Below are 26940 nucleotides of genomic sequence, written 5' to 3'. Positions count from 1 at the left end.
AAGCGCAGAGATGGAAAAGGCCGCAGAAGCGGCCTTTGATTGTTGCAGAAAATTACCTTTTTTTGTGAGGCTTACTGGGCTTGTGCCGCTGCCCCATATTTGATCTTCGCCTCTTTGCGCAGGTTTTCAAGCAGCGCTTCAAACGCGATCTGCGCATTGTTCTGCGTCACGCCTTTGATCATCTCATCGACCTGGTTCTGCGGCAGGCTGCCGGCAGAGACTTTATCCAGCGCGACCAGTACGACGTTGCCCTGCATATCTTCGCTTACGCCCCAGGAAGGTTTATTCGCTGCCGGCTGCGGAAGTGAAAATGCGGTCTGGGCGACCGGATCCTGTGCGTTACGATCAACCACTTTGCTGCTGCTCAGCGTCAGTCCTGCCGCGCTCAGCGCCTCACTCTTGCCCGCTTTCAGATCGGCCAGCAGTTTATCTGCCTGCGCTTTAGCCTGCTGCGTCGCCTTATCGTGTTTGATGCGGTCGGTCACCTGTGCCTTCACCTGGTCAAGCGGTTTTACCGCTTCCGGTTTGTGTTCGCTGATGCGCAGCACAAACGCGCGATCGCCATCCACGCTGATAATATCGGAATTGTTGCCCGGCGCGCCGTTCTGCCCAATTAAGCCGCCGCTGAAGACCGCCTGTTTAACCGCGTCAAAGTCGAGGTCGGCAGGCATATCATCACGGGTAAACCAGCCTGTTTCACTGACTTTAAGACCCGATGCCTGGGCTGCACCCGCCAGCGATTCATTGTCATTGCTGGCGGCTTCACTGACTTTCTGCTGCAGCTTATAGAAGGCGTCAAGCGCTTTCTCCTGCTTAACTTTATCTGCAATAACGTCATGCACCTGCGCCAGCGGCTTCACCTGCTCCGGCTGGATATCATCCAGACGTACCACCAGGAAACCTACTGAGGACTTGATCACGTCTGAAAGCTGGCCTTTCTGCGTCAGGCCGGCGTTTTTCAGCTCGTCCGGCGTGGTTGCAGGCTCCAGCCAGCCCATATCACCGCCTTTACGCGCGGAGATAGGATCGGCAGATTTGCTTTTCGCCAGGCTGGCAAAGTCCCCGCCCTGCTTCAGCGCATCCAGTACCGATCGGGCTTCCGCCTCAGTTTTGGTCTGTATGATGCTGTAACGGCTGCGCTGGGGCTGTGAATAGTCCGCTTTGTGTTGATCGTACCAGCTCTGAATGTCCGCTTCGCTGACCGGCTGCTGCATCGCTGCTGCATCCATTTTGATGTAGCTGACGCGGAACTGCTCCGGGGCCATAAAGCTGTTCTGATGCTGCTGATAATACTGCGCGATCTCATCGTCATTAACCGTCTGCTTCGCTGCCAGCGCATCCACGTTAATCACCGCCTGACGAATTTCCCGCTGCTGCGAGACTAAATCGGTCAGCTTTGTGGTTTCATCTTTCAGCATAAAATCAGTGTTAGCGATGGCGTTGATCAGCTGCTGATTAAGCAACTGCTTGCGCAGCGCTTCTGCATATTGATCGGCTGAGAAGCCCATGCTGGTGATCAGACCGTTATATTTGGCATTATCAAATTTGCCGTTGGTCTGAAACGCTTTCTGGTTAAAAATGGCCTGCTTTACCTGCTCATCACTGATGCCAAGATGCAGCTCGCTGATGTACTGATCCAGCAGCGCCTGATCCACCAGCTGTGACAGCGCCTGCTGGCGCATCTGCTGGATATACCCATCATTGCTCGCCAGCTGCGAGAACTGATCGCCCAGCATCTGCTGCTGGCGATTGCGCTCGCTGTTAAACGCCTGCTCCAGCTCAGCCCGGCTGATTTCGTGGCCGTTAACTTTTGCAGCGTAATCGCCATTGCCACCTATCAGGTAGTTGCCCACCCCGGTAAGCACAAAGGACAGGATAATCAATCCCAGAATAACCTTGAGCACGACATGATTCGACGCCGCGCGTAAATTGTCCATCATGGTATGACAACACTCCGCTGTAGTGTGAATGTAAAGCTCAGACACGATGCCATCATCGTGCAGCTGCAGTTCAGGCTGGCAGCTGGCAACCATGCGGAGACTGAAGCCACTGGCTTAAGCTGCGCATCAAATAAAAAAGGCACATCAGTAATGATGTGCCCGTATGTTACATGAGAACGGCTTTTTCGTCCTCAATCCAGAGAAGAAAATGCTTCACTGGTTAATCCTGACTGGCTTAATTAACGGCGTCTTTCAGCGCTTTACCCGCGCGGAATCCCGGTACTTTGCCAGCCGGGATGGTGATCTCTTTACCGGTCTGCGGATTACGGCCGGCACGCTCAGCGCGCTCGCGCACAGAGAAAGTACCGAAACCCACCAGGGCTACTTCGTCGCCCTCTTTCAGCGCACCAGAAACAGATTCGGTAAAGGCCTCCAGTACACGTCCGGCTGCTGCTTTTGAAATGTCCGCTTCTGCAGCGATTTTGTCGATCAACTGTGACTTATTCACTCTCTTCATCCCCTCTTTTATTATTCACTTTGCCCCGTCTCTTTACGCCGGAGCAAACGCGCAGCCAGTTATAACAAGCCTGTGGTGCTGAAACAACGGTATTCATCTTAATCGCCGATCCAGCAGCCCTCTAACTTAACAGGCAAAAAAAAGCTGGCAAGCCTGATTTGGCCTGCCAGCTTCGTTTTTTAGCCGCGTTTGCTGCTCAGCGCTATTTTGCCGTCACAACCTGCATACCGGATGGCGCATTTTCCAGGGCCAGATTCAGCACCTCTTCAATGCGTTTAACCGGGTGAATACTGAGATCGGCAATCACGTTTGCCGGGATCTCTTCCAGATCGCGCTTGTTTTCATCCGGGATCAGTACAGTTTTAATCCCGCCACGGTGTGCTGCCAGCAGTTTCTCTTTCAGACCACCGATAGGCAGTACCTGACCGCGCAGCGTGATCTCACCGGTCATCGCCACATCGGAACGGACCGGGTTACCGGTCAGACAGGAGACCAGCGCCGTACACATCGCAATACCGGCACTCGGACCATCCTTCGGCGTAGCCCCTTCCGGCACGTGCACGTGGATATCGCGCTTCTCGTAGAAGTCGCCGTTAATACCCAGTTTTTCTGCCCGGGCGCGAACCACGGTTAATGCAGCCTGAATCGACTCCTGCATAACCTCGCCGAGAGAACCGGTATAGGTCAGCTTGCCTTTACCTGGCACACATGCGGTTTCGATGGTCAGCAGATCGCCGCCCACTTCTGTCCACGCCAGGCCGGTCACCTGTCCTACGCGGTTTTCGCTGTCAGCGCGACCGTAATCAAAACGCTGTACGCTAAGGAAATCTTTCAGGTTGTCGCCATTAATTGTGATGCTCTTCTGAGTTTTATCCATCAGCAGCGCTTTGACCGCTTTACGGCATAACTTAGAGAGCTCACGTTCCAGGCTACGCACGCCTGCTTCACGCGTGTAATAGCGGATGATGCCGATGATTGCGCTATCGTCAACGCTGATCTCTTTCTCTTTCAGCGCATTGCGCTCAATCTGTTTTGGCAGCAGATGCTGCTTCGCAATATTGAGTTTTTCATCTTCGGTATAGCCCGACAGGCGGATCACTTCCATACGATCCAGCAGCGGTGCCGGAATATTCATGGAGTTGGAGGTCGCGACAAACATCACGTCAGACAGATCGTAGTCGACTTCCAGGTAGTGATCGTTAAACGCGATGTTCTGTTCCGGATCCAGCACTTCCAGCAGTGCCGAAGCGGGATCGCCGCGCATATCAGACGACATTTTATCAATCTCATCCAGCAGGAACAGCGGGTTTTTCACACCCACTTTCGCCATTTTCTGGATCAGTTTGCCCGGCATTGAACCGATATAGGTGCGACGATGTCCGCGAATTTCTGCTTCATCGCGCACGCCGCCCAGCGCCATACGCACATATTTACGTCCGGTCGCTTTCGCAATCGACTGTCCCAGAGAGGTTTTACCCACACCCGGCGGGCCAACCAGACAGAGGATTGGGCCTTTGATTTTGCTGACGCGACTCTGCACCGCAAGATACTCAAGGATGCGATCTTTGACGCGCTCAAGACCAAAGTGATCGGTATCAAGCGTCTCCTGCGCTTTGCGCAGATCTTTCTTCACCTTACTGCGCGCGTTCCATGGAACCTGCACCATCCAGTCGATATAGCCGCGCACCACCGTCGCTTCTGCCGACATCGGCGACATCATCTTCAGCTTCTGCAGCTCAGCTTCCGCTTTTTCACGCGCTTCAGATGGCATTTTAGCCGCGTCGATTTTACGCTTCAGCGCTTCATACTCGTCTGGCGCATCATCCATCTCGCCCAGCTCTTTCTGAATCGCCTTCATCTGTTCATTCAGATAATATTCGCGCTGGCTTTTTTCCATCTGCTTTTTGACGCGATTGCGAATACGTTTTTCAACCTGCAGCAGGTCGATTTCCGATTCCATCATCGCCATCAGATATTCCAGACGCTCGTTAACGTCGGACATCTCCAGCACGGACTGTTTATCCGCCAGCTTAAGAGGCATATGCGCCGCCACGGTATCGGCCAGGCGCGCCGCATCATCAATGCTGTTCAGCGACGTCAGCACTTCAGGCGGGATCTTTTTGTTCAGCTTGATATAGCCTTCAAACTGATTAATCGCGGTGCGCACCAGCACTTCCTGCTCGCGCTCTTCAATTTCTGGCGAAGTCAGATATTCAGCCTGAGCAACAAAGTGATCGCCATTGTCAGATAGCGTGGTAATGCGGGCACGCTGCAGGCCCTCCACCAGCACCTTAACTGTGCCATCAGGCAGCTTCAGCATCTGCAGTACGGACGCCACTGTCCCTACGGCAAAGAGATCGTTAATTCCAGGTTCATCCGTTGAAGCCTCTTTCTGGGCAACCAGCATGATCTTCTTGTCATGATCCATTGCTGCTTCCAGGCAACGAATCGATTTTTCCCGACCAACAAACAACGGAATTACCATGTGCGGATAAACCACCACGTCGCGCAGCGGCAACACAGGGATTTCAATGCGTTCAGAACGCTCAGGATTCATAGAGCTCTCTCTTAGTTTAATGTCCGCCAGGTGATGGGTACCGCGTAATACAGGCTGTATGCAGTTAAACCCACAGGATTATGAGTATATGGGGATGCTTATCCGACATTCAATGTCACAGCGGTGAGAAAAGTAAAAGGGGAATAAAATTCCCCTTTTTTAAGATAACAACGTGATTTGGCTGCTTATTTATTCGCCAGAAGCTTGTGCTTCATGCTTACCATAAATCAGCATTGGATCGGACTCGCCATCAATCACCGAATCATCGATAACCACTTTCTCGACATCTTCCATTGAAGGCAGGTCATACATGGTTTCCAGCAGCGCCGCCTCAACGATAGAACGCAGACCGCGCGCACCGGTTTTACGCGACATCGCCTTTTTAGCGATAGCCGTCAGCGCTTCGTCGCGGAACTCCAGTTCAACGCCTTCCAGGTTAAACAGCGCCTGATACTGCTTGGTGAGCGCATTTTTCGGCTCGCGCAGGATCTGAATCAGGGCTTCTTCGCTCAGCTCGTTCAGCGTAGCAACCACTGGCAGACGACCGATAAATTCCGGAATCAGACCAAATTTGATCAAATCTTCCGGTTCTACCTGTGACAGCAGTTCGCCTTCGCTGGCTTTTTGCGATTTGCCTTTTACTGTCGCGCCAAAGCCGATACCCGATCCGGTTTCTACACGCTGCGAAATCACCTTATCAAGGCCGGCAAATGCGCCGCCGCAGATAAACAGGATTTTCGATGTATCAACCTGCAGGAACTCCTGCTGCGGATGTTTGCGGCCACCCTGAGGCGGGACAGCGGCAACGGTGCCTTCGATCAGCTTCAGCAGGGCCTGCTGTACGCCTTCGCCTGACACATCACGCGTAATAGAAGGGTTATCAGACTTACGGGAGATTTTATCGATCTCATCGATGTAGACGATACCGCGCTGCGCCTTCTGCACATCATAGTCGCACTTCTGCAGCAGCTTCTGGATGATGTTTTCTACATCTTCGCCCACGTAGCCCGCTTCGGTCAGCGTAGTGGCGTCCGCCATGGTAAAAGGCACATCCAGCAGGCGCGCCAGCGTCTCTGCCAGCAGTGTCTTACCGCTACCGGTTGGGCCGATCAGCAGGATGTTACTTTTGCCCAGCTCAATACCGTTGCTGGTATCGCCATTGCGCAGACGTTTGTAGTGGTTGTAAACGGCAACCGCCAGCACTTTTTTCGCCTTTTCCTGACCAATAACATAGTCATCGAGATGGTGACGAATTTCATGTGGCGTTGGCAGAGCGCTACGCTCGCGATGGGGCGCAACCTCTTTGATCTCTTCACGAATGATGTCATTACATAAATCGACACATTCGTCGCAAATATAGACTGACGGCCCGGCAATCAGCTTACGGACTTCATGCTGGCTTTTGCCGCAGAAAGAGCAGTACAGCAACTTACCTGAACCGTCTTTGCGCTTATCTGTCATCAGCTAACCTCTTTTCGTTCTCAGACCTACTCTGGTGTACGGCACTGGCCGTACAACAACGGCCGGTATGCATGCAACTCATCTGCCTGCCCCCCGTTAACTATAGCGTAAGGGCCAGGCAGGTGCGTCTTATTGACGGTGTGTCAGGATAGAGTCAACCAGGCCATACTCTACCGCTTCGCTTGCAGAGAGGAAACGATCGCGTTCGGTATCGCGCTCAATCTGCTCCAGCGATTTGCCGGTATGCTCAGCCATCAGCTCATTCATGCGCTGTTTTACTTTCAAAATTTCACGCGCGTGAATTTCAATATCCGTTGCCTGTCCCTGATAGCCGCCCAGCGGCTGGTGAATCATCACGCGGGAGTTAGGCAGGCAGAAACGTTTACCTTTGGTTCCTGCCGTCAGCAAAAACGCGCCCATTGAGCACGCCTGGCCCATACAGATGGTGCTGACGTCCGGCTTAATGAATTTCATGGTATCGTAGATCGACATACCAGCCGTAATCACGCCACCCGGTGAATTGATGTAGAGATAGATATCTTTTTCCGGATTCTCTGCTTCCAGAAACAGCATCTGCGCCACAATCAGGTTCGCCATGTGATCTTCAACCTGACCGGTCAGAAAGATAACGCGCTCTTTAAGCAGGCGGGAATAGATGTCGTAAGAACGCTCGCCGCGCGAGGTTTGTTCGACCACCATTGGCACCAGCGCATTAGTTGGTGCAGTAAATTCACGATCGCCACTGTATGACATTACCGTCTCCTGATAAATTTCATTGGCAACATTCTGTACCGATTCTACGTGAGACGCGCTGCGAAAACTATGCACAGCCGCCTCGTTCCGACATTTCAGGACGGTTAATCAGCCAGCCTCACGGTTCTCTCGCATTCTTCCTCTATCTGGGGATGCTGCCCGGTTGTTTCAAGCATAACAACCTTTTCTCTATTCGCTAACCTGGAAAAAGAGCATAACGGATAATTTGCCGCTTAATTAGTCAAATAGCGGTGCAGGAAGGGGGTTTTTATCATAAAAATAAAAAAGCCCGCGACAGGAGGTCGCGGGCTGAGCACATTCCGTTAAGTGATTAATCAGGCCGCAGAGGTCTGGTTCATCAGCTCCTGGAAAGAGGTCGCTTTGTCGGCGACTTTGGCTTTCGCCAGCAGAGCCTCGACCGCCTGCTCTTCCAGCGCAACGTTGCGCATGTTGTTCATCAGCTCGCTGTTCTTGCTGTAGAACTCGATAACTTCCTGCGGATCTTCATACGCAGAAGCCATCTCTTCAATCAGCGTCTTAACGCGATCTTCATCCGCTTTCAGCTCGTTGATGCGGATCACTTCGCCCAGCAGCAGACCTACAACAACGCGACGTTTTGCCTGCTCTTCGAACAGCTCACGTGGCAGTTCCAGCGCCTGCTTCTCATTGCCACCAAAGCGCTGAGCAGCCTGACGACGCAGCACGTCGATTTCGCCATCAATCAGAGCGGCTGGCACGTCGATGTTGTTCGCTTCAACCAGACCATCCAGAACCTGAGACTTCACGCGGTTACGGATAGCGCCTTTGAGCTCGCGCTCCATGTTTTTACGCACTTCTGCACGCAGGCCATCAACTGAACCATCTTCTACGCCGAAACGTTTGATGAAATCAGCGGTCAGTTCTGGCAGTTCACGGGTTTCAACTTTCTTCAGAACGATATCAAACTTCGCATCTTTCCCTTTCAGGTTTTCTGCGTGGTAATCGTCCGGGAATTTAACGTCGATAGTAAAGGTGTCACCCGCTTTCTTACCGGTGATGCCTTCTTCAAAACCAGGGATCATACGACCCTGACCCATCGCCAGTACGAAGTCAGACGCTTTACCGCCTTCAAACTCTTCGCCATCAACAGAACCGTTGAAATCGATGGTAGCGCGATCTTCAGCGGTAGCCGCTGCGTCAGTCTCTTTCCAGGTAGCCTGCTGCTTCTGCAGGGTATCCAGCATCGCGTCAACGTCTGCATCGGTCACTTCAACAACCGGTTTTTCAACTTCGATTGCGTCCAGACCCTGTAATTCCACTTCCGGGTAGACTTCAAACTCAACCGCATAGGTAAAGTCTTCGCCTTCTTTATACTCACCCGGCACGTAGTCAGGCGCGCCTGCTGGATTGATTTTCTCTTTGATGATGGCGTCAACAAAGTTACGCGTCATCAGCTCGCCCAGCACATCCTGGCGAACAGAGGCGCCGTAGCGCTGATTGATGATATGCGATGGCACTTTACCTTTACGGAAACCATCGATACGGACTTTCTTAGCCACTTCAATCAGTTCTTTCTTAACTGCAGCGTCAATGCTGTCAGCTGGAATAGTAATCGAAATGCGGCGGCCCAGACCCTGGGTGGTTTCTACTGAAACTGTCATTTTGTTACCTCAAAAAATCACGTGCTCGGTCAACTTCAGACACCACACAATTAATGCGCCGTATCCAATAACCGGGACGGCCTCTGCGGGCAGAACCACATCCCTGTCACCAGAAGCGTCCCGAAGACATTCCGGAAAAATAGACGCCGCATTATAGCGGCATCGCCGGAATGAGTCGAGGCTGCAAACTCACCACTTTTTAACGACTTTGCTGCTTTTTTGCGCCGCAGATCGCGTTTAGCGTCTGAGAAACGAAAAAACGGCCCGCAGGCCGTTTCAGGAAAGGTTGAAGATGCCAGCATCAGGCAAGCGTACCGGCACCCCGGCAGTTAGGCGAAGCCAGGACAGTATCCTGCAGCCCGTGCCACTCTTTTTGCGTGTAGGTATGCAGCGCCAGCGCGTGTACGCTGCCTGCCAGTTCCGCAGACAGTTCGCCATAGATGGCGCGATGCCGCTGTAAAAAGCGCTGGCCGGTAAAGTGATCGCTGACAATCACCACTTTAAAGTGACTTTCAGAACCGGCAGGCACGTTATGACGATAGCTTTCATCATGCACTTCGAGGTGTGCAGGTGTGAAAGCGTTGCGCAGCTTTTCTTCTATTTGTTCGCGAATCATTGTTTACACCCTCTCCGGCGAGCGCTGTGCCCCATCTGTTTAAATATTAGTAGGTTTTGCATTACTGCCCGGTAAAAATCAGAAAATATTCCCGCTCTGCAGCGCATCATAACCGGCAATCCGGGCGGGTCAACCTGCGGGTTTTCCTCCGGGCTGAAAAAAGCCTTTACAATCAATTTCCCGGTGGCTGGGGCTTTTTTCACCTCGCTGCAATGCTATGATGACGCCGGATTTATCTCCCAACCTAACGCTAATGAGAATGAGTATGTTGAAAAAACTGTTATTCCCTCTGCTGGCTGCTTTTGTTTTAGCCGGCTGTGCCAGCAACAGTACAACCCTGAACATTCAGCCAAAGATCCAGCTGCCACAACAGGATCCGAGCCTGATGGGCGTTACCGTCAGCGTAAACGGTGCCGATCAGCGCAGCGATCAGGCGCTGGCAAAGGTTAACCGCGATGGACAGCTGGTTACGCTGACGCCATCACGCGACCTGCGTTTTCTGCTGCAGGAAGTGCTGGAGAAGCAGATGACCTCCCGCGGATATATGATTGGCCCGAACGGCGCAGTGGATCTGCAGATTGTGGTGAATGGCCTCTACGCTGACGTCACGCAGGGTAACGTGCGCTACAGCATCACCACGAAAGCGGATATCTCTATTATTGCCACGGCGAAAAATGGCAACAAGCAGGTGAAAAACTACCGTCAGACCTACAGCATTGAAGGCGCTTTCAATGCCACCAACGACAAGATCACCAACGCTGTGAATGCGACGCTGAGCGATGTGATCGCCGATATGGCGCAGGACACCAGCGTAAACAACTTCATTAAACAGAACGCACGCTAACCGCTCCGCTGTCATCTGCCCGGCCGTCTGTGCCGGGCACTACCTCAGGCTGGCTATGACCTCTCACTATCTGCGAATATTTACCCAACGTAACGCGGCGGTACTGCTGCTGCTTGGTTTTGCTTCCGGCTTGCCGCTGGCGCTGACCGCAGGCACGCTGCAGGCATGGATGACCGTAGAGAATGTCGACCTCAAAACCATTGGCTTCTTTTCGCTGGTAGGACAGGCTTACGTTTTCAAGTTTCTCTGGTCGCCGGTGATGGACCGCTATACGCCGCCGTTTCTGGGACGTCGCCGGGGCTGGCTACTGCTGACTCAGCTGGCGCTGATTGCCGGCATTGTTGCGCTCGGTTTTATGCATCCGGCTCAGGATTTAACGCTGCTGGCGGCCATCGCCGTGCTGGTCGCATTCTGTTCCGCCTCTCAGGATATCGTTTTTGATGCGTGGAAAACGGATATCCTGCCGCCGGAAGAGCGCGGCAGCGGCGCAGCGATTACGGTGCTGGGCTATCGCCTGGCGATGCTTATCTCCGGCGGGCTGGCACTCTGGCTTGCCGATCGCTATCTGGGCTGGCGCGCAACCTACTGGCTGATGGCGCTGCTAATGATCCCGGGGCTGATTGCCACGCTGCTGGCTCGCGAGCCCGCTGCGGCTAAACGCGAGCCGCATACGCTGCGCCAGGCCGTTACGTTTCCTCTGGCGGATTTTTTTCAGCGTAACAATGCCTGGCTGCTTATCACCCTGATCATCCTTTATAAGCTGGGAGATGCCTTCGCGGCGTCGCTGACAACAACCTTTCTTATCCGCGGCGTCGGCTTCAGCGCGGGCGATGTTGGCCTGGTGAATAAAACGCTGGGGCTGCTGGCGACGATTATCGGCGCACTCTATGGCGGCGTGCTGATGCAGCGTCTGAGCCTGTTTCGCGCTCTGATGCTGTTTGGCATTCTGCAGGCCGTATCGAACGCCGCTTACTGGCTGCTGGCGGTTACCCCGCCCCACCTCTGGAGCATGGCCAGCGCGGTGTTTATTGAAAATCTGTGTGGTGGCATGGGAACAGCAGCCTTTGTGGCGCTGCTGATGACCATGTGTAATAAAGCGTTCTCTGCCACCCAGTTCGCTCTGCTCTCAGCGCTGGCTGCTGTTGGCCGCGTTTATGTGGGTCCGGCCGCCGGCTGGCTGGTTGAGCTATGGGGCTGGTCAGCTTTCTATGCGTTTACCGTTGTGGCTGCGCTACCGGGACTGCTGCTGCTGTGGCTTAGCCGCACCACGCTTCTTCAGATGCAGCAGAGCGGCACGTTTATTCCGCGTACCAGCTGGCCTGTGGGCTATCGCTGGATTGTCCGCCTGTTCACCGCAGGCTGCGCGTTACTGGGCTGCTGGCTGCTGACGCTGGCGCTAACAGCTGCAGGTGCAGAATCGCTGACTGCGCTGCTGACGCCACTGTTTGAGGCGGGCATCGGCATTGCCGTTCTGGCCGTTATGCTGGGCGTGGTACTCGACTGTCTGGCTCTGAGGAAAACCCACCGGCTCGCTGAGCGATAGCCAGACACTATTTGCAGGCGCTATTTATTTTGTTTAAAAATAGCACCTGCGAATTAGCGCAAATAGCATTTTTTTCATCGCGAAATAAAAACATTAATTTAACAACATCGGGCGATATTTAAATCCGGTGAGCAATCAGTTTGTGGAAAAATTATCGCTCAAATGATGCATAATTGTTAAATAAGTGAGCATTAAAAGTACGGTTTATGCTTTCCCTGTTTTTTCTGCGGTTTCTGTCATTGCTTTTTGTTATATTGCCGCCAACTGCTTGTCGCGGTTAATAATTTGTCACTCTGCGTAACATCTGTGACTCCCTTAGCAAAAGGTGTCAACACCCTTCTGACACATCCTTAAGCTGGTTTACACTGCATAAACCTTACCGTAAAATGCGCGCACACTTAAACGACAATAGAGCCCTTGTCATTGAGGTCGTTAAATGAGACTCATGAAATACAATAAATGTTTGGGGATTTTGTCATTAATCGCAGGCGCTGTATTACTCAGCGGCTGCGATAGTGCGTTGTTAAATCCCAAGGGACAGATTGCAATGGAGCAACGTTCACTGATTCTGACAGCCTTTGGCTTGATGATGATTGTCGTTATTCCGGCAGTCTTAATGGCTGTTGTGTTTGCCTGGAAATATCGGGCGACCAATACCGAAGCGAAGTACAGCCCTAACTGGTCACACTCTAACAAAGTGGAAGCCGTGGTCTGGACCATTCCGATCCTGATCATCATCTTCCTCGGCGTGCTGACCTGGAAATCAACGCATGCGCTGGAGCCGGCTAAACCGCTGGTCTCTGACGTTAAGCCTGTTGAGATCGATGTGGTTGCACTGGACTGGAAATGGCTGTTCATTTACCCGGAACAGGGTATTGCCACCGTTAACCAGATTGCCTTCCCGGCAAATACGCCAGTTAACTTCAAAATCACCTCTAACTCCGTGATGAACTCGTTCTTCATTCCTACGCTCGGCAGCCAGATCTACGCCATGGCGGGCATGCAGACCAAACTGCACCTGATCGCCAATGAGCCAGGAACGTTTGACGGTATCTCATCAAACTTCAGTGGTCGCGGTTTCTCTGGCATGAAGTTCAAGGCCATTGCAACTAAAGATGATGCGGAATTCCAGCAGTGGGTTGCCAAAGTTAAAGCGGCACCTAACACGCTGACCACCATGGATGAGTTTGAGAAACTGGCTTCGCCAAGTGAGAATCATCCGGTGGAATATTTCTCAACTGCGAATCCTGAACTCTTCAAGCAGATTATTGATAAGTTCAAGATGAGCCACGGGAAAATGGACATGTCACACGAAGGCATGGACATGAATCACGCCGCTGCTGCGGGAACCGGGGAATAATACGATGTTCGGAAAATTAACACTGGATGCAGTGCCGTACCATGAGCCTATTATCATGGTTACGGTCGCCGCTATCATCATTGGTGGTCTGGCGCTGGTTGCCGCCCTCACCTATTTTGGTAAGTGGAAGTATCTGTGGTCAGAATGGCTTACCTCCGTTGACCACAAAAAACTGGGTATCATGTATATCATCATGGCATTTGTCATGCTGCTGCGCGGCTTTGCCGATGCGGTAATGATGCGTACCCAACAGGTTATGGCTTCTGCCGGTGAGGCGGGCATTCTGCCTCCGCACCACTACGATCAGATCTTCACTGCTCACGGCGTGATTATGATCTTCTTCGTGGCAATGCCATTCGTTGTAGGTCTGATGAACATCGCGGTTCCGCTGCAAATCGGTGCCCGTGACGTTGCGTTCCCGTTCCTGAACAACCTGAGCTTCTGGTTTACCGCGGTCGGTGTGATCCTGGTGAACATCTCTCTGGGTGTGGGCGAGTTCGCACAGACTGGCTGGCTGGCTTATCCGCCGCTTTCTGGCGCGGAGTATAGTCCTGGCGTCGGGGTCGACTACTGGATCTGGAGTCTCCAGCTCTCAGGGATCGGGACCACGCTGACCGGTATCAACTTCTTCGTGACCATTCTGAAGATGCGTGCGCCGGGCATGGACCTGTTCAAAATGCCGGTCTTTACCTGGGCATCACTCTGCACCAACGTCCTGATCATCGCTGCGTTCCCGGTTCTGACCGTGACGCTGGCACTGTTGACGCTTGATCGTTACCTCGGCTTCCATTTCTTTACTAATGATATGGGCGGTAACATGATGATGTACGTCAACCTGATCTGGGTCTGGGGTCACCCGGAAGTGTACATCCTCGTTCTGCCGGTCTTTGGTGTCTTCTCTGAAGTTACCGCGACGTTCTCGAAAAAGCGTCTGTTTGGTTACACCTCACTGGTGTGGGCAACCATCGCCATTACCGTACTGTCGTTCATCGTCTGGCTGCACCACTTCTTCACCATGGGTGCGGGCGCTAACGTTAACGCCTTCTTCGGTATCATGACGATGATCATCGCGATTCCGACCGGGGTGAAAATCTTTAACTGGCTGTTCACCATGTATCAGGGTCGTATTGAGTTTAACTCAGCGATGCTGTGGACCATCGGCTTCCTGGTGACCTTCTCAGTCGGTGGTATGACCGGCGTACTGCTGGCCGTACCGGGCGCAGACTTTGTCCTGCACAACAGCCTGTTCCTGATTGCACACTTCCATAACGTTATCATCGGTGGTGTTGTCTTCGGTTGCATGGCCGGTGTGACTTACTGGTTCCCGAAAGCGTTTGGCTTCACGCTGAACGAAACCTGGGGTAAACGCGCCTTCTGGTTCTGGATCATCGGCTTCTTTGTTGCCTTTATGCCGCTGTACGCACTGGGTTTCATGGGTATGACCCGTCGTCTGAGCCAGGATATCGATCCACAGTTCCACTCGCTGCTGGTTGTTGCAGCTGGCGGTGCGGCGCTGATTGCCTGCGGTATTCTGTGCCAGCTGGTTCAGTTCTGGGTATCGGTACGTGACCGCGATCAGAACCGCGATCTGACTGGTGACCCGTGGGGCGGTCGTACGCTGGAGTGGGCAACCTCTTCACCACCACCGTTCTACAACTTTGCTGTTATCCCTCATATCCACGAGCGTGATGCGTTCTGGGAAATGAAAGAGAAAGGCGAAGCGTACAAGCAGCCAGAAAAATATGAAGAAATTCATATGCCGAAAAACAGCGGCGCGGCCATTGTTATCGCTGCATTCGTAACAGTCTTCGGTTTCGCCATGATCTGGCATATCTGGTGGCTGGCGGGTCTCACTTTCCTGGGCACTATCGTGACCTGGATTGTGAAGAGCTTCGATGAGGACGTGGATTACTACGTTCCGGTTGCTGAAATCGAGCAGATCGAGAAGAAGCACTTTGATGACATCAGCAAAGCAGGTCTGAAATAATGTCGACTCAAACCGTAAAACACCACCACGACGCCCATGCGGAGCATGGGCATCACGATGCAGGAGCCAATAAAGTCTTTGGCTTCTGGATCTACCTGATGAGTGACTGCATTATCTTCGCAACGCTGTTTGCGACCTATGCAGTAATGGTCAACAACACTGCCGGTGGCCCGGCAGGTAAAGATATTTTCGAACTGCCGTTTGTGCTGGTTGAAACCGCGCTGCTGCTGCTGAGCTCCATTACTTATGGAATGGCAGTGATTGCGATGAACAACCAGAACAAAGGTTCGGTCATTGGCTGGCTGGCCCTGACCTTCCTGTTCGGTGCCGGATTTATCGGGATGGAAATCTATGAATTCCATCACCTGATTGCGGAAGGCTTCGGTCCAAACCGTAGTGGCTTCCTTTCTGGCTTCTTTACTCTGGTTGGTACGCACGGTCTGCACGTTACCTCTGGTCTGATCTGGATGGCGGTTCTGATGTTCCAGATCGCTAAACGTGGTCTGACTGAGAGCAACCGTACCCGTATCATGTGCCTGAGCCTGTTCTGGCACTTCCTGGATGTGGTGTGGATCTGCGTATTCACCGTTGTCTATCTGATGGGGGCCATGTAATGAGTCATTCTGTAAACGAACATGGTGCATCACACGGTAGCGTGAAGTCTTACATGATCGGCTTCATCCTCTCTATCATCCTGACGGCGATCCCGTTCTGGATGGTAATGGATGGCAGTGCCTCACACGGCACCATCCTGGGTGTGGTTCTGGTGTGTGCAGTGGTTCAGGTGCTGGTGCACCTGGTCTACTTCCTGCATCTGGACAGCAAATCAGAGGGTGGCTGGAACATGGTGGCCATTGTCTTCTCAGCAATCATCATTCTGATTGTTGTGATCGGTTCACTGTGGATTATGTGGAACCTCAACTACAACATGATGGCCCACTAAAGAGTCACGCGTAATGATTAAGCAATACCTGCAAGTAACAAAACCAGGAATTATTTTCGGAAATTTAATTTCTGTCATCGGTGGATTTCTGCTGGCCTCTAAAGGCAGCATCGATTATCCCCTGTTTCTCACCGCGCTGGCTGGCGTATCGCTGGTGGTCGCATCGGGTTGTGTATTCAACAATGTGATTGACCGCGATATCGACATCAAAATGGAGAGAACGCGGAACCGGGTTCTGGTCAAAGGCCTGATCTCGGCGAAAGTAAGCCTGGTTTATGCCACTGCGTTGGGTATTGCTGGCTTTGCGTTGCTGTATTTCGGCGCCAACCCGCTGGCCATGTGGCTGGCGGTCATGGGCTTCGTGGTCTATGTTGGCGTTTACAGCCTCTATATGAAGCGTCATTCGGTCTACGGAACGCTGATCGGCAGCCTCTCCGGTGCTGCGCCACCGGTAATTGGCTACTGCGCAGTCACCAATGAGTTTGATGCTGGCGCATTAATTTTACTGGCTATCTTTAGCCTGTGGCAGATGCCGCACTCCTACGCGATTGCCATCTTCCGCTTTAAAGATTACCAGGCCGCCAACATTCCGGTTCTGCCGGTGGTGAAAGGCATCTCTGTGGCGAAAAATCATATTACGCTCTACATTCTGGCGTTTATGATTGCCACGCTGATGCTCTCACTGGGTGGTTATGCGGGCTACAAATATCTGATCGTGGCTGCGGCGGTCAGCGTCTGGTGGCTGGGTATGGCACTCTCAGGTTACAAAACCTCAAACGATAAAGTCTGGGCGCGTAAACTGTTTGTGTTCTCTATCATCGCCATCACCGCGTTGAGCGTCATGATGTCAGTTGACTTCATGGCTCCCGCATCCAAAGACCTGCTCACTTACGTCTGGTAAGCGGGCACCGTCACTCTGAGAAAGGGCGCGATTTTCGCGCCCTTTCTTTTTGTTACCACTGCTTAAAAACAAATGTTTTACCCGCCCTCCCCTGCTCCCTAAAATGGGTGCTAAATGCCCGAAATAAATCGATTTGCAGCAACAGGGTGTTACTGGCTGCTGCAGCATGGTGCATGACAGGCAGACACTTACAGAGGTTGGAATGAACGACAATAAAATGACGCCGGTAGAGCTGCGCGCTACATGGGGTTTAGGTACCGTTTTTTCCCTGCGTATGCTCGGAATGTTTATGGTTCTGCCGGTACTTACTACTTACGGCATGGCGTTGCAGGGTGCCAGCGAAACCCTGATTGGTCTGGCAATTGGTATTTATGGTCTGGCACAGGCCATTTTTCAGATCCCCTTCGGGCTGCTTTCCGATCGTATCGGACGCAAGCCGCTGATTGTCGGCGGCCTGCTGCTGTTTGTCCTTGGCAGCGTGATCGCCGCCACGACAACCTCAATCTGGGGCATTATTCTTGGTCGCGCCTTACAAGGCTCCGGCGCTATTGCCGCCGCCGTAATGGCGCTGCTGTCCGATCTCACCCGTGAGCAGAACCGCACTAAAGCGATGGCATTTATCGGTATCAGTTTTGGCGTGACCTTTGCGATTGCCATGGTGGCCGGACCCATTGTCACGCACGCGCTGGGGCTGCATGCGCTGTTCTGGATGATTGCGCTGCTGGCAACGCTGGGTATCGTTATCACGCTGCTGGTCGTGCCAAACGCGCGCGGTCACGTGCTTAACCGCGAGTCCGGGATGGTAAAAGGCAGCATTCGCGCCGTGCTGGCCAATCCCAGACTGCTGAAGCTTAATATCGGCATTCTCTGTCTGCACGTGCTGCTGATGTCGAGCTTTGTCGCCCTGCCCGGCCAGTTTGAACTGGCAGGCCTCCCGGCAGCTGAGCACTGGAAAATCTATCTGGTGACCATGCTGGTTGCCTTTGTCGCCGTAGTGCCGGTCATTATCTACGCCGAAGTAAAGCGCCGTATGAAGCGGGTTTTTGTCAGCTGCGTGGCGCTGATTATCATTGCGGAAATCGTTCTCTGGGGAGCAGAAGGCCACTTCTGGACGCTGGTGGCTGGCGTGCAGCTCTTTTTCCTCGCGTTTAACGTAATGGAGGCCATTCTGCCCTCGCTGATCAGCAAAGAGTCACCGGCTGGTTATAAGGGCACCGCCATGGGTATCTACTCCACCAGCCAGTTTCTTGGAGTGGCGATTGGCGGCAGCCTCGGCGGCTGGATTTTTGGTCATATTGATGCGCAGACGGTATTTCTCATCGGAGCGATTATCGCTGCGGCCTGGCTGTTTGTTGCGATGTCGATGCAGGAGCCGCCTTACGTCAGCAGCCTGCGACTGGTACTGAGCGACGCCGTGCTGGCCGTGCCGAATCTGGAAAAACGTCTGAAAGCTCAGCCTGGCGTGGCATCCGTATTTATCGTGCCGGAAGAGAAAAGCGCGTATATCAAAATCGACAGCAAAGTCACGAGCCGCGTTGAGATAGAGGCGCTGCTCGCCAGCTGCTGAATCTGAAGCCCGACCATTGCGTCGGGCTTTTTTTTACAGCGATCTATCCGGCATGGTGCGCTGTCGATCTATCGCGGTACGGCGTGCGCCAGAGAGGATTAATCGCGGAAGTTTTTGAACTGGAACGGCTGGCCAAGGTTGCCACCGCGCACCAGCGCCATGGCGCCCTGCAGATCGTCGCGCGATTTGCCGGTCACGCGCAGCTCGTCACCCTGAATCTGCGTCTGCACCTTAAGCTTGCTGTCTTTGATCAGCTTCACCAGCTTTTTGGCAACGTCGCTTTCAATGCCTTTTTTCAGTTTGGCTTCTACGCTCCAGCTTTTACCGCTGTGTTCAATCTCTTCCGGCACCTCAATCGCAGCGTTTTCAATACCGCGCTTCAGTAGCTTTTCACGCAGAATATCGACAATCTGCTTCACCTGAAAATCGGACTCGGTGGTGATTTTAATCGTCTCGTTCTTCTCATTTAGCTCAACGCTGGCGGTGACGTTACGAAAGTCGAAGCGGGTTGAGAGTTCACGGTTGGTATTTTCTACCGCGTTGCGGACTTCCTGCAGCTCGACTTCGGAAACGATATCGAAAGATGGCATCTTTTCTTCTCCTGATACTAAAGTGACATGCATAATACGCGTCTTGCTGCGCTAATAAAACACGCGGCAGCTCAAAGCTATACTGAGTATGTGATGTGAAAATACCCCGCCAGCAGGAGGCAGAATGAAAATTACCGTGCTGGGTTGCGGCGCGCTGGGGCAGGTCTGGCTGACTGCGCTGGCCCGTCAGGGTCACGACGTACAGGGCTGGCTGCGCGTGCCGCAGCCCTACTGTTCCGTTAACGTCACCGATCTGCAGGGCGAAGTGAGCAATCACACCTTTATCGCCAACGATCCGCTGTTTCTGGCGCGCAGCGACCTGTTGCTGGTTACCCTGAAAGCGCCACAGGTTTCGCCAGCGATTAAAAATCTTCAGAGCGTGCTGCGCGCGGACATGCCGGTTTTGCTGCTGCATAACGGTATGGGAACGCTGGAGGAGCTGCGCGATTTGACGCAGCCGCTGCTGCGCGGCATCACCACCCATGCGGCGATGCATGACGGGACAGTGATCCGCCACGTGGCGGCTGGCATCACGCATATCGGACCGGTCAGCCGTGACGCCGCGCCGTTGAGCCATCTCGCGGATCTGCTGCATCAGGCATTACCTGACGTTGCCTGGCATGATGATATTGCCTCCGCCTGCTGGCGCAAGCTGGCGGTGAACTGCGTTATCAATCCGCTAACGGTAGAGCATGAGTGCCTGAACGGCGCGCTGCGCGCCTGGCCGGAGCAGATCGATACGCTGTGCGACGAGCTGGCGCTGCTGCTGACGCGTGAAGGACAGCATATGGATGCAGAGACGCTACGCGCCATTATTTATGACGTTATCGACACGACTGCCGCCAATGTCTCTTCTATGCTGCAGGATATCCGTACGCAGCGACAAACTGAAATTGATTATATTACCGGCTATCTGCTGCGCCGCGCGCGCAGTCAGGGCATTACGCTGCCGGAGAATAGCCGCCTTTATGATCTGGTAAAACGTAAGGAGTCACAATATGAACGCCAGCCCATCCGTACTGGTATGCCTCGCTCATGGCAGTGAAGAGACCGAAGCGGTCACCACCATCGACGTGCTGGTGCGCGGCGGCATCACTGTCACTACCGCCAGCGCAGAGAGTGACGGCACACGGGAAATTATATGCTCGCGCGGCGTGCGCCTGCTGGCTGATGCCCCTCTGGCAGAAGTGGCAGATAACGATTTTGACGCCGTTGTTCTGCCCGGTGGTCTGAAAGGTGCGGAGACGTTCCGCGACAGCCCGCTGCTGGTGGAAACGGTGCGCCAGTTTCATCTGACAGGCAAAATTGTGGCGGCTATTTGCGCAGCGCCAGGCACGGTACTGGTGCCGCACGATCTTTTTCCGGTCGGGAATATGACCGGCTTTCCGGGCCTGAAAGAGACAATTCCGGATGCGAAATGGATGGAGCGCCGCGTGGTATGGGATCCGCGCGTCAATCTGCTCACCAGCCAGGGACCGGGTACAGCGTTTGATTTTGCATTAAAGCTGGTGGATCTGCTGCAGGATAAAGAGACCGCACGCGAAGTCGCCTCACAGCTGGTGCTGGCGGCAGGCATTTATAATTATCAGGAGTTCGACGAGCGCGAATAAAGTGCGCCTCTGCGAATTCCGTTGCGCGAAATTAATTCCGGTATCACCGTAGGGGGTGCATTAATGCGCCCCTGGGCCGAATCGGATGCCGCACATAAACCAGGGCGCCATTAATGGCGCCCCTACGAAGCCAGACGTAGGGGGCGTATTAATGCGCCCCAACAAATTCCGGTGATATCCCGGTGGCGCCCCTGACGTGCTATGGGCGATAAACTTTCACGTTTGTAAAACCCTGCTCGTGCAGATAAAGCGCCTGCAGTTTGCTCATCACGCCACGATCGCAATAGAGCAGCCAGGTCCGGTTCTGATCCAAATCGCCAAACTGCGTGCTGAGCTTATAGAACGGCAGCGACTTCACTTCCACGCCGCTGAGATCCAGCGGGGAAGCGTCCTGCTCGTCAGCGGCACGGATATCGAGCACCACATCGTTAGTGCCAAAAGAGTCCACGGTCTCTACTTCCACCACTTCTTCTTCGGTCTGTTCAGCAATCTCGCGGATATCGAGATTAGTCGCTTCCTGCACCACGCGCTGAAGAATATCGAAGTTGAAATTCTGCTCTTCCGCTTCAATTTTGCCTTTCACCGCTTTAACCGTCGGGCTTTTTGAGATCACGCCACAGTATTCCGGCATGGTGCGGGCGAAATCTTCCGTACCGATCTGCCGCGCCACATTAATAATGTGCTCTTTATCGTGTGAAATCAGCGGACGCAGGATCAGCGTATCGGATGCGTTATCGATCAGGCGCAGGTTGGTCAGCGTCTGGCTCGATACCTGGCCCAGCGCTTCGCCAGTCACCAGCGCCTGTACGCCGTAGCGCTCGGCAATCATCGACGCGGCGCGCACCATCATGCGCTTCAGCACCACGCCCATCTGCCCGTCATCGACGTTTTCCAGAATCTCGCCGACGACCGGCTCAAAATTAATAGCGACAAAGCGCACGCGGTGTGAGCGGCCAAAACGATTCCACAGATAGTGTGCTACCTGACGCACGCCAATCTCATGCGCCGCGCCGCCAAGATTAAAGAAGCAGTAATGTACGCGGCAGCCGCGTCGCATCAGCATATAGCTCGACACACCGGAATCAAAACCACCGGAGATCAGCGACATCACATCTTCCTGCGTGCCGATTGGAAAGCCGCCCAGCCCTTCAAAGCGACCGGTGATCAGCAGCAGACGATCGTCTTCAATCTCCAGATTAACCGTCTCATCCGGCTGCTTCAGCTGCACGCGCGCGCTGGCGATATGCTGATTCAGCCCGCCGCCTACATAGCGTTCCACATCCTGTGAACTGAAGCTGTGGGTGCCGCGACGTTTTACGCGCACGCTGAAGCTTTTATTTTCCAGGCGCTCACGATTCAGCGCCAGCGTCTGCTCAAAGATATCGTGCATATCGGTGTAAGCACGATCTTCAACGGCGAGCACGTGGTGGATACCAGGAATACGCGTCAGCTCATCCACAATGGTTTCACGCAGCGCTTCGTTTTTGGCGCGTACTTCAATGTGATCCCAGTGGCGCACCACCTTGATATCCTCATTCAGAGAACGCAGGGTATTGCGGATATTGCCAGTAAGAATTTTGATAAAGCGCAGCCGCACCGACTGACTTTTGATGGTGATTTCAGGGAAGAGCTTGATGATAAACTTCATGGCGACACAGCTTCGTTGGGCAAATAAGTGCTAAAATCATCAGCACTTAGCTGGTAAGATCATAATATTGCGGGGATCGCGAGAGCGTCCGCATCCGAGGCGCAAAAGTATACCACCTTTACTGCGTGACTGCTTCTGCTACCGCAATCACATTCAACATTTTGCTTATTATTCCCCGTCGGCTACCATGACCGATTGCACGAAGATGTCCCAAACTGTGAGTCGACACTGATTATGCCGAAAAAAGCCGAAGCGCCCGTGAGTTTTGAAACCGCCCTGCAGCAGCTGGAGCAGATTGTGAGCCGGCTGGAAAGCGGCGAGCTGCCGCTGGAAGAGGCGCTGAATGAGTTTGAGCGCGGTGTGCAGCTGGCGCGCAGCGGTCAGCAGACGCTGCAGCAGGCTGAACAGCGCGTACAGATCCTGCTGAGCGATGATAAAACGGCCGACCTTACCCCTTTTACGCCGGATAACGACTAATGGATTTTGTCCAGCTACAGCAAACCTATCATGAGCGCGTAAATCAGGCGCTGACACGTTTAATAGATCCACTGCCTTTTCAGAGTTCCCCGCTGGTGAATGCCATGCATTATGGGGCACTATTAGGAGGTAAGCGTCTGCGTCCTTTTCTGGTCTATGCCACCGGTGAAATGCTTAACGCCGACGCAGCCAGCCTTGATGCGCCTGCCGCCGCCACAGAGTGTATCCACGCCTATTCGCTGATCCATGACGATCTGCCGGCGATGGATGATGACGCGCTGCGCCGCGGACAGCCTACCTGTCATATTCGTTATGGTGAAGATACGGCCATTCTGGCGGGCGATGCGCTGCAAACGCTGGCCTTCTCTATTCTGGCTGATGAACCGATGCCGGGCGTCAGCGCGGCAACGCGCGTGAGAATGATCTCTGAACTGGCGCAGGCCAGCGGCGTTGCCGGTATGTGCGGCGGCCAGGCGCTGGATTTAGCGGCCGAAGGCAGACAGATCGATCTGGCGCAGCTTGAGCAGATCCATCGCCATAAAACCGGCGCACTGATCCGTCTTGCCGTGCGTCTGGGTGCGCTGGCTGCAGGCGAGCCGGCTCGCCTGGCGCTGCCGCTGCTGGACACCTATGCTGATGCTATCGGCCTGGCGTTTCAGGTGCAGGATGACATTCTGGATGTCACCGGCGATACCGCCGTGCTGGGCAAAACCCAGGGCGCCGATCAGGCGCTGGGCAAAAGTACCTACCCTGCCCTGTTAGGGCTTGAGGGCGCGCGTACAAAAGCGCAGGCGCTCTATCAGGAAGCTTTGGGGGCGCTGGAGATCCTCGCCGGCCAGGGCTATGACACAAGCGTATTACAAGCGCTGGCAAGCTTCATAATTGAACGCGATAAATAACTTTCATAATGAGTCTCTGATGAGTTTTGATATTGCAAAATACCCGACACTGGCGTTAGCAGGCACGGTGCAGGAATTACGTTTACTGCCGAAAGAGAAACTTCCGGCCCTGTGCGATGAGCTGCGTCAGTATCTGCTGGATAGCGTCAGCCGCTCATCCGGCCACTTTGCGTCGGGTCTGGGCGTTGTCGAGCTGACCGTCGCATTGCATTACGTCTACAATACCCCATTTGACCATCTGGTCTGGGACGTAGGCCATCAGGCTTATCCGCATAAAATTCTGACCGGACGCCGCGATCGCATCGGCACCATCCGGCAGAAAAACGGCCTGCACCCGTTTCCGTGGCGCGGTGAGAGCGAATATGACGTCCTGAGCGTCGGACACTCTTCTACCTCCATCAGCGCCGGTCTCGGCATGGCGGTCGCCGCCGAGCGGGAAGGTAAAGGTCGCCGCACCGCCTGTATCATTGGCGACGGCGCAATTACCGCCGGAATGGCGTTTGAGGCGATGAACCATGCCGGCGATATCAAGCCCGATATGCTGGTGATCCTCAACGACAATGAGATGTCGATCTCGGAGAACGTTGGCGCGCTGAATAACCGCCTGGCGCAGATCCTCTCCGGTAAAACCTATTCGCGCCTGCGCGAAGGCAGCAAGCGCGTGCTGGACGGCCTGCCGCCGATTAAAGAGCTGGTGAAGCGCACCGAAGAGCATCTGAAAGGCATGGTGGTGCCCGGCACGCTGTTCGAGGAGCTGGGCTTTAACTACATCGGTCCGGTTGACGGCCATGATGTACTGACGCTGGTCAGCACGCTGAAGAATATGCGCGATCTTAAAGGTCCGCAGTTCCTGCATATCATGACCAAAAAAGGCAAAGGCTATGCCCCTGCCGAGCAGGATCCTATCGCCTGGCATGCCGTGCCGAAGTTTGACCCGGCCAGCGGTGCGCTGCCAAAAAGCGTGCCTGGTCTGCCGAGCTACTCGAAGATTTTTGGCGACTGGCTGAGCGAGATCGCCGCTGACGATCCGCGCATGATGGCGGTCACGCCGGCAATGCGTGAAGGGTCCGGCATGGTGAGTTATTCGCGCGCCTATCCGCAGCAATATTTTGACGTGGCGATTGCTGAACAGCACGCCGTGACCTTTGCTGCCGGCATGGCGATTGGCGGTTACAAGCCGGTCGTGGCGATTTACTCCACCTTCCTGCAGCGCGCTTACGATCAGGTGATCCACGATGTGGCGATTCAGCAGCTGCCGGTGCTGTTTGCTATCGACCGCGGCGGTATTGTCGGCGCGGATGGTCAGACGCATCAGGGCGCATTTGATATCGCCTATCTGCGCTGCGTGCCCGGCATGGTGATTATGACGCCAAGCGACGAGAATGAGTGTCGCCTGATGCTCTACACCGGCTATCACTATCAGGCGGGTCCGAGCGCGGTGCGCTATCCGCGCGGTACCGGTACCGGTGCCACGCTTGAGCCGCTTACCAGTCTGCCGCTGGGCAAAGGGGTGGTGAAGCGTCAGGGTGAAAAGCTGGCGATCCTCAATTTCGGCACGCTGCTGCCGGATGCGCAGGCCGCGGCTGAAGCACTGAACGCCACGCTGGTAGATATGCGCTTTGTGAAACCGCTGGATGAAACCCTGATTCGCGAGCTGGCGCAGAGCCATGATGCGCTGGTGACGCTGGAAGAAGGTGCCATCATGGGTGGCGCCGGCAGCGGCGTAAATGAGTTTGTGATGGCGAAACGCCTGGCCGTGCCGGTGCTCAACCTTGGCCTGCCAGATGAGTTTATTCCACAGGGTACTCAGGAAGAGGTGCGTCACGACTATCAACTGGATGCCGCCGGCATTCAGCAGCAGATCGCTGCCTGGCTCGCGCAATAACTCCCCTCTTCGCTCCTGCTGCTATGCTTACGGAATCCTTTTCCCACGCATAAGAGCAGGAGCTCTCAATGAAAACCGTTCGTTTAGGCCAGACCGATCTCCAGGTATCCCGACTCTGCTTAGGCTGCATGACCTATGGCGATCCGATGCGCGGCAACCACGCCTGGACGCTGCCGGAAGAGAGCAGCCGGCCGCTGATCAAACAGGCGCTGGACGCGGGGATCAACTTTTTTGATACCGCCAACAGCTATTCTGACGGCAGCAGCGAAGAGATCCTCGGACGCGCGCTGAAAGATTTCGCGCGGCGCGATGACGTGGTGGTCGCGACCAAAGTTTACTTCCCGCTCAGCAACCTGTCGCAGGGCCTGTCGCGGCAGAATATTCTGCAGTCGATCGATGACAGCCTGATGCGACTCGGCATGGATCATGTGGATCTGCTGCAGATCCACCGCTGGGACTATGCAACGCCCGTTGAAGAGACGCTGCAGGCGCTGGATGAGGTGGTGAAAGCGGGTAAGGCGCGTTATATCGGCGCCTCTTCCATGCACGCCTCTCAGTTTGCTCAGGCACTGCAGCTGCAGCAAGATCATGGCTGGGCGCGCTTTGTCAGCATGCAGGATCAATACAATCTGATCCAGCGCGAAGAGGAAAAGGAGATGCACCCGCTCTGTCAGCGTGAGGGCATCGCCGTGCTGCCGTGGAGCCCGCTGGCGCGCGGCAAACTGACGCGCCCCTGGGGGGAAACTACCGCACGCTCGGTCTCTGATAATGTGATGGAGAAGTTGTATACCGGTACAGAAGAGAACGACGCCGCGATTGCGGAGCGACTGGCCACCATTGCCGCGGAGAAAAAGGTGACGCGCGCGCAGGTCGCACTGGCATGGCTGCTGCATAAACCCGCCGTGACCGCCCCTATTATCGGCGCTTCACGTGAGCAGCAGTTTGCCGAATTGGTTAAAGCGGTTGACGTTGAATTGAGTGCGGAAGATATCGCCGAGCTGGAGATGGTCTATCAGCCGCATCCGGCTGTAGGGTATGAGTAAGCAATTGATATCCGCATAAACCAGGGCGGCATAAATGCCGCCCCTACAAAACATGACGTAGGGGGCGCATTCATGCGCCCCTGGCCGAGCCATGTACCGCGGTTATACGTATCGATGCGCCTGAAACCAGGGCGGCATAAATACCGCCCCTACAAAATA

23 protein-coding genes are annotated in these 26940 nt (G+C 54.2%); 14 read left to right on the top strand and 9 right to left on the bottom strand.

Annotated elements, in window-relative coordinates:
- Positions 1–71 precede the first annotated feature (71 nt).
- The 7 genes from ppiD to bolA form a co-directional block, all read right to left on the bottom strand.
- Positions 72–1940 (bottom strand): peptidylprolyl isomerase, encoded by a 1869-nt coding sequence (ppiD, locus tag F3J39_RS00730; protein WP_166713755.1) that lies wholly within the window; start codon positions 1938–1940, stop codon positions 72–74.
- A gap of 235 nt (positions 1941–2175) precedes the next feature.
- Positions 2176–2448 carry a nucleoid-associated protein HU-beta gene (gene hupB, locus F3J39_RS00725; RefSeq protein ID WP_039382989.1) on the bottom strand — a complete coding sequence of 91 codons (273 nt, stop codon included), beginning with the start codon at positions 2446–2448 and terminating at the stop codon, positions 2176–2178.
- A 211-nt stretch (positions 2449–2659) separates the two neighbouring features.
- Positions 2660–5014, bottom strand: coding sequence for an endopeptidase La (lon, locus tag F3J39_RS00720; protein ID WP_166713754.1), 2355 nt, complete (start codon positions 5012–5014; stop codon positions 2660–2662).
- A 189-nt stretch (positions 5015–5203) separates the two neighbouring features.
- Positions 5204–6475: an ATP-dependent protease ATP-binding subunit ClpX gene (clpX, locus tag F3J39_RS00715; RefSeq protein ID WP_039382987.1), complete on the bottom strand. Its 1272-nt coding sequence runs from the start codon at positions 6473–6475 to the stop codon at positions 5204–5206.
- A gap of 129 nt (positions 6476–6604) precedes the next feature.
- Positions 6605–7228 (bottom strand): ATP-dependent Clp endopeptidase proteolytic subunit ClpP, encoded by a 624-nt coding sequence (gene clpP / locus F3J39_RS00710; protein ID WP_010616837.1) that lies wholly within the window; start codon positions 7226–7228, stop codon positions 6605–6607.
- 335 nt (positions 7229–7563) lie between these two features.
- Entirely contained in the window at positions 7564–8868 is a 1305-nt protein-coding gene (tig, locus tag F3J39_RS00705; RefSeq protein ID WP_094111500.1) for a trigger factor, read from the bottom strand.
- A 301-nt stretch (positions 8869–9169) separates the two neighbouring features.
- Positions 9170–9484, bottom strand: a complete 315-nt coding sequence (gene bolA / locus F3J39_RS00700) for a transcriptional regulator BolA (RefSeq protein WP_039382985.1) — start codon at positions 9482–9484, stop codon at positions 9170–9172.
- Between the two features lie 265 nt (positions 9485–9749).
- Between bolA and F3J39_RS00695 the strand changes: the two genes are divergently transcribed.
- The 8 genes from F3J39_RS00695 to F3J39_RS00660 all read left to right on the top strand — a co-directional run bounded on the left by F3J39_RS00695 (position 9750) and on the right by F3J39_RS00660 (position 18629).
- Positions 9750–10328, top strand: a complete 579-nt coding sequence (locus F3J39_RS00695; RefSeq protein WP_039382984.1) for a lipoprotein — start codon at positions 9750–9752, stop codon at positions 10326–10328.
- A 55-nt stretch (positions 10329–10383) separates the two neighbouring features.
- On the top strand, positions 10384–11871 hold the full coding sequence (ampG, locus tag F3J39_RS00690) for a muropeptide MFS transporter AmpG (protein WP_071668931.1): 1488 nt from the start codon (positions 10384–10386) through the stop codon (positions 11869–11871).
- A 436-nt stretch (positions 11872–12307) separates the two neighbouring features.
- Complete coding sequence (gene cyoA, locus F3J39_RS00685; protein WP_039382982.1) at positions 12308–13231, top strand: cytochrome o ubiquinol oxidase subunit II; 924 nt, start codon at positions 12308–12310, stop codon at positions 13229–13231.
- A gap of 4 nt (positions 13232–13235) precedes the next feature.
- The gene (gene cyoB / locus F3J39_RS00680) at positions 13236–15218 is read left to right on the top strand and encodes a cytochrome o ubiquinol oxidase subunit I (RefSeq protein ID WP_039382981.1); all 1983 of its coding nucleotides are present in this window, start codon (positions 13236–13238) and stop codon (positions 15216–15218) included.
- Positions 15218–15832, top strand: coding sequence for a cytochrome o ubiquinol oxidase subunit III (locus F3J39_RS00675; protein ID WP_039382980.1), 615 nt, complete (start codon positions 15218–15220; stop codon positions 15830–15832). Before cyoB ends, F3J39_RS00675 begins: the two co-directional genes overlap by 1 nt.
- Positions 15832–16161 (top strand): cytochrome o ubiquinol oxidase subunit IV, encoded by a 330-nt coding sequence (locus F3J39_RS00670; protein ID WP_039382979.1) that lies wholly within the window; start codon positions 15832–15834, stop codon positions 16159–16161. The genes F3J39_RS00675 and F3J39_RS00670 overlap by 1 nt, the downstream gene beginning before the upstream one ends.
- Before the next feature lie 13 nt (positions 16162–16174).
- Complete coding sequence (gene cyoE / locus F3J39_RS00665) at positions 16175–17062, top strand: heme o synthase (protein WP_039382978.1); 888 nt, start codon at positions 16175–16177, stop codon at positions 17060–17062.
- A 202-nt stretch (positions 17063–17264) separates the two neighbouring features.
- Positions 17265–18629 (top strand): MFS transporter, encoded by a 1365-nt coding sequence (locus F3J39_RS00660; RefSeq protein ID WP_094111498.1) that lies wholly within the window; start codon positions 17265–17267, stop codon positions 18627–18629.
- Between the two features lie 98 nt (positions 18630–18727).
- Here the strand turns inward: F3J39_RS00660 and F3J39_RS00655 are convergent, their stop codons facing one another.
- A complete protein-coding gene (locus F3J39_RS00655) occupies positions 18728–19219 on the bottom strand; it encodes a YajQ family cyclic di-GMP-binding protein (protein ID WP_039382976.1) in 492 nt (163 codons plus the stop codon).
- A gap of 124 nt (positions 19220–19343) precedes the next feature.
- Between F3J39_RS00655 and panE the strand changes: the two genes are divergently transcribed.
- Positions 19344–20264, top strand: a complete 921-nt coding sequence (gene panE, locus F3J39_RS00650; protein WP_039382975.1) for a 2-dehydropantoate 2-reductase — start codon at positions 19344–19346, stop codon at positions 20262–20264.
- Positions 20218–20829, top strand: a complete 612-nt coding sequence (gene yajL, locus F3J39_RS00645) for a protein deglycase YajL (protein ID WP_039382974.1) — start codon at positions 20218–20220, stop codon at positions 20827–20829. The genes panE and yajL overlap by 47 nt, the downstream gene beginning before the upstream one ends.
- A 199-nt stretch (positions 20830–21028) precedes the next feature.
- On the opposite strand, the gene thiI is transcribed toward yajL, so the two are convergent.
- On the bottom strand, positions 21029–22477 hold the full coding sequence (gene thiI, locus F3J39_RS00640; protein WP_039382973.1) for a tRNA uracil 4-sulfurtransferase ThiI: 1449 nt from the start codon (positions 22475–22477) through the stop codon (positions 21029–21031).
- 234 nt (positions 22478–22711) lie between these two features.
- Here thiI and xseB point away from each other — a divergent pair, with 234 nt between their 5' ends.
- The 4 genes from xseB (at position 22712) to F3J39_RS00620 (ending at position 26781) form a co-directional block, all read left to right on the top strand.
- Positions 22712–22954 carry an exodeoxyribonuclease VII small subunit gene (gene xseB / locus F3J39_RS00635; protein WP_039382972.1) on the top strand — a complete coding sequence of 81 codons (243 nt, stop codon included), beginning with the start codon at positions 22712–22714 and terminating at the stop codon, positions 22952–22954.
- Positions 22954–23853 carry a (2E,6E)-farnesyl diphosphate synthase gene (ispA, locus tag F3J39_RS00630; RefSeq protein ID WP_039382971.1) on the top strand — a complete coding sequence of 300 codons (900 nt, stop codon included), beginning with the start codon at positions 22954–22956 and terminating at the stop codon, positions 23851–23853. The genes xseB and ispA overlap by 1 nt, the downstream gene beginning before the upstream one ends.
- Positions 23854–23872: 19 nt before the next feature.
- The gene (gene dxs / locus F3J39_RS00625; protein ID WP_071668929.1) at positions 23873–25738 is read left to right on the top strand and encodes a 1-deoxy-D-xylulose-5-phosphate synthase; all 1866 of its coding nucleotides are present in this window, start codon (positions 23873–23875) and stop codon (positions 25736–25738) included.
- Between the two features lie 68 nt (positions 25739–25806).
- Entirely contained in the window at positions 25807–26781 is a 975-nt protein-coding gene (locus F3J39_RS00620; protein WP_039382969.1) for an aldo/keto reductase, read from the top strand.
- Positions 26782–26940: the final 159 nt, after the last annotated feature.

The organism is Pantoea sp. Acro-807, assembly GCF_011752675.1.
In the GTDB taxonomy this organism is placed as follows: domain Bacteria; phylum Pseudomonadota; class Gammaproteobacteria; order Enterobacterales; family Enterobacteriaceae; genus Pantoea; species Pantoea eucrina.
This window is presented reverse-complemented; position numbering and strand designations above follow the sequence as displayed.